The organism is uncultured Rikenella sp. (genome assembly GCF_910579375.1).
Classification (GTDB): domain Bacteria; phylum Bacteroidota; class Bacteroidia; order Bacteroidales; family Rikenellaceae; genus Rikenella.
Genome location: NZ_CAJTUJ010000161.1, coordinates 1 through 4,127, shown reverse-complemented (window position 1 = coordinate 4,127; position 4,127 = coordinate 1). Strand labels below are relative to the sequence as shown.

The 4,127-nt window shown below is 61.7% G+C and carries 2 protein-coding genes; one reads left to right on the top strand and one right to left on the bottom strand.

The features are described from left to right. Window positions 1-163: 163 nt before the first annotated feature. A complete protein-coding gene (locus tag QZ302_RS09070) occupies window positions 164-1,300 on the bottom strand; it encodes an MraY family glycosyltransferase (RefSeq protein WP_294594654.1) in 1,137 nt (378 codons plus the stop codon). A 225-nt stretch (window positions 1,301-1,525) separates the two neighbouring features. Between QZ302_RS09070 and lysS the strand changes: the two genes are divergently transcribed. After that, window positions 1,526-3,292, top strand: a complete 1,767-nt coding sequence (lysS, locus tag QZ302_RS09065; protein WP_294594651.1) for a lysine--tRNA ligase — start codon at window positions 1,526-1,528, stop codon at window positions 3,290-3,292. The last annotated feature ends 835 nt before the right edge of the window (window positions 3,293-4,127 follow it).

The window sequence follows — 4,127 nt, the reverse complement described above, 5'->3', positions numbered from 1 at the left end:
GGCCGGGCAGGCCCCGCGTGCCCGCGGTGGGCAAATGGCAGCCTCAGCCCAATCCCTCGCCCTATGTTTTGTCCGCGCCTCGAACTGCCCTCGGGCCGGGCCCCACGTCCCGTGGACGGGCAAAACTTCGTTTTGCTGCGGCAGCCTCTACCCTAAGGCCGCCTCACGGCTTGCGGATCACCTCGTTCTCGCCCAGCGCCCGCCCGTAGTGATCGATCAGACGATTGAGGATCAGGTTAATCCCAACCCCCAAAACAATGTCCGCCAGCAAAACCCACCCGAAATCCAAACCGCAAACCTCCGTCAAAAAGAAATTGAACAGGATGAAGAAAACCTCCAACAGCAACAGAATCCCCGTGCTCTGCAAGTGCGTCCGGTTGAGCTGCAACAGCTTGTGGTGTATGTGGTTCTGATCCGGATAGAACGGCGACTTCCCCCGCGATATCCTGCTCACGAAGACCCGGCACGTGTCGAAAACCGGCACGAACAGCAGCCCCAGCAGAATCGCCAGCGGCGCATGCAGGCCCACCGGCTGGAAAGTCGCGAAACCCAGGTTGGCGAACTTAAGCCCCAGGAAGATAATCATATACCCCAGCGTCAGAGAACCCGTATCCCCCATGAAGACCTTGAGCCGTGTCCCCAGGACGTTGTACTGGAAAAAGGCGATCAGCACCCCTGCCATCCCGAACGCGAACATCGCATAGACGAAAAGCTCGTAATAGATAAAGAAAATGCCCAGCGTCGAGAGGATGATCGTCCCCAGCCCCGAACACAAGCCGTCCACCCCGTCGATCAGGTTGAACGCATTGACCGTCAGCACCACCACCACGATCGTCAGCAGCGCGTCCGGCAGGAAAGGCAGCCGGTGGAGCCCGAACAGCCCCTGAAAATCGTAGACCGTCACCCCCGCGAAAACCAGACAGATCGCCGCGAAAATCTGAGCCGCGAACTTGTTCCGATACCCCACCCCGATCAGGTCGTCGGCCAGCCCCACGAAGTAGAGGATCAGCATCCCCGCCACCACGAAGAGAAACTCGGTCAGCAGCTCGATCTGCAAGTTGATCGAGACGTCGTATCCGTAATAATACCTGAGCCCCAGCACAAACGCGAACGAAAAGAGCACCGCCGGAAAAAACGACAACCCGCCGAGCCGCGGAATGGCCCCCTTGTGCACCTTCCGTTTGTTCGGTTCGTCGAACAGCCGTTTCATCTTGGCAAAAATGACGATCCGCGGAATCGCCAGCCACCCGAAAGCGGCCGAAATCCCGAACGTCAGAATCACGAATAACACGTATATCATAGTCTCCCCCGAAGCGTTTTTGCGATGGACAAATATAACGAACTATTCGGTACCCTGCAACGTCTTTATCGAGCTGTCGCCGATTTTTCGTACCTTTGCAGGCGGTGAGGTGTGCGCTTCGGAGCGTGTCGGGACGACCGCCCTCCGTCTGCGCCGCGCACCGGCGGGCCGTGCGGCCCGCCGGTCACCACCACACGGACGACAAAAAAACATCAACACCGCAATATGGAACCTATGGAACTCAGCGAGCAGGAGCTCCTGCGCCGCGAATCGATGAACAAACTGCGCGAACTCGGCATCGAGCCCTATCCGGCCGCCGCCTATCCCGTGACCGCCACGGCCGCCGGGATTCGCGAGAAATATACCCCGGAGAGCACTGAATTTCAGGACATCCGGATCGCCGGACGCATCATGAGCCGGCGGATCATGGGGAGCGCCGCCTTCTTCGAGCTCCAGGATCACACGGGCCGAATCCAGGTCTACATCCGGCGCGACGACATCTGCCCCGAGGGCGATCCGACGCTCTACAACACCGTCTTCAAGAAGCTCCTCGACATCGGCGACATCGTCGGCATCCGCGGCTTCGCCTTCGTCACCAACATGGGCGAACTGTCGGTGCACTGCCGCGAGTTCACGGTGCTGAGCAAGTCGCTGCGCCCGCTGCCGATCGTCAAGGAGAAGGACGGCCAGGTCTTCGACGCCTTCAGCGACCCGGAACAGCGCTACCGGATGCGTTACCTCGACCTGATCGTCAACCCGCACATCAAGGAGACCTTCCTGAAACGGGCCAAGATGATCGCCACCATGCGCCGCTTCTTCGACGAGCACGGCTACGTGGAGGTCGAGACGCCGATCCTGCAGCCGATTCCGGGCGGAGCGGCGGCACGGCCCTTCATCACGCACCACAACTCGCTGGACACGGATCTCTACCTGCGGATCGCGACGGAGCTCTACCTCAAGCGGCTCATCGTGGGCGGCTTCGAGGGGGTCTACGAGTTCGGCAAGAACTTCCGCAACGAGGGGATGGACCGGACGCACAACCCGGAGTTCACCTGCATGGAGCTCTACGTGGCCTACAAGGACTACCGGTGGATGATGGAGTTCACGGAACAGCTGCTGGAGACGGTGGCGCGGGAGCTGCACGACGGCGAGACACGCGTGCGGGTGGGGGATCGCGAGATCGACTTCCGGGCGCCGTTCCGGCGGGTGACGATGCGGGATGCCATTCTCGAAAAAACGGGCTTCGACATCGCCGGGAAGACGGAGGAGGAGCTGCGGGCGGCGTGCCGCGAGCTGGGGGTCGAGACCGACGAGACGATGGGCAAGGGCAAGCTGATCGACGCCATCTTCGGCGAGCGGTGCGAGGCGGATTTGGTGCAGCCGACCTTCGTGACGGACTACCCGATCGAGATGTCGCCGCTGAGCAAGCGCCACCGCGACGATTCGACGCTGACGGAGCGTTTCGAGCTGTTCGTGAACGGGAAGGAGCTCTGCAACGCCTACTCGGAGCTGAACGACCCGATCGACCAGCTGGAGCGGTTCCAGGAGCAGCTGCGGCTGTCGGAAAAGGGCGACGACGAGGCGATGTTCATCGACATGGACTTCGTGCGGGCGTTGGAATACGGCATGCCGACCTGTTCGGGGCTGGGGATCGGAATCGACCGGCTGACGATGTACATGACGGATCAGTCGTCGATCCAGGACGTGCTGTTCTTCCCGCAGATGCGGCCTGAAAAGAAGGCGGTGCGGGACGAGCCGGCTCTCTACACGGCTGCGGGGGTTCCGGAGGAGTGGGTGCCGGTGCTCCAGAAGATGGGCTACGTGACGGTGGCTTCGCTGGGGGGTCTGGCGCCGAACAAGCTGTGGGGGGATCTGTGCGGATTCAACAAGAAGAACAAGCTGGGGCTGAAGAATCCGACGGCGGAGGAGGTCTCGGGGTGGGTTTCGGCGGCTGCTTCGGGTTCAGCTTCGACCTCGGCTTCGGCGGAGTAGCGGCAATCGGTTTCGGCCCGGCTTCCGGCGACGGAGGGGCGGTATTCGGTTTCGGCCCGGCTTCCGGCGCGGTGGATGGTGGCGGAGGGGCGGTCGGATGCAACAAAAAGGAGGCTTTTTCCGTCAATTAAGAATAGAGGCAGTCGTGTCCGTCTCGAGCAGGCGGAACAACGAGCCGGGCCGAGGCTGTCTTGGGGTAGAGGCTGCCATTTGCCCACCGCGGGTACGCGGGGCCTGCCCGGCCGACGCGTTCGCGCCACGGCGGGGGGCCTTTATTACTTAAAAGCAACCGCGCGCCACGCCTAAAGAAGCGATTTAACTATTTCGGCGGTGAGCCGAATATAGATATCGCGCAGGCGCGCGAAAAAGCGGCGGAGCGAAAGCGGAGCCGCAGTGAAGCGAACACGGGGCGGAGAACTGGGCTTTGCTTTGGGCTGTGCCTGTTCTTTGGGCGAGCAGGGGGCTTGGCTTGGGGATGAACTGTGGACTGTGCTCTTGGCTATGTTTTAGGCCGAGAGCGAATAGCTAAGTCCCCGTGACAACGGTCGGCCCGCAGCCCCCGGATGCGGAGGGGACGCACAGCGTCTTTTACTGGCCGCCTCGGCCTTAATATTCGGCCTCCGCTGGCTGCGGCCGAGGACGAAACCGACAGAAAAAGGCTGAGTTTTTGCGATCCTTTGGGTCGCGCAGTCCGCCGCCATCCCACGCGGCGGACTGCACTCGACGGAGCTCGTTGCAGTCACCGCTGGCGGCGAACCTCGCAAAATTGAGGCGGGAATAGGTTGTTGCTCTTGCGACCTTTTAGGGTCGCGCGGGCCGGACGCCTCCCCCTCAG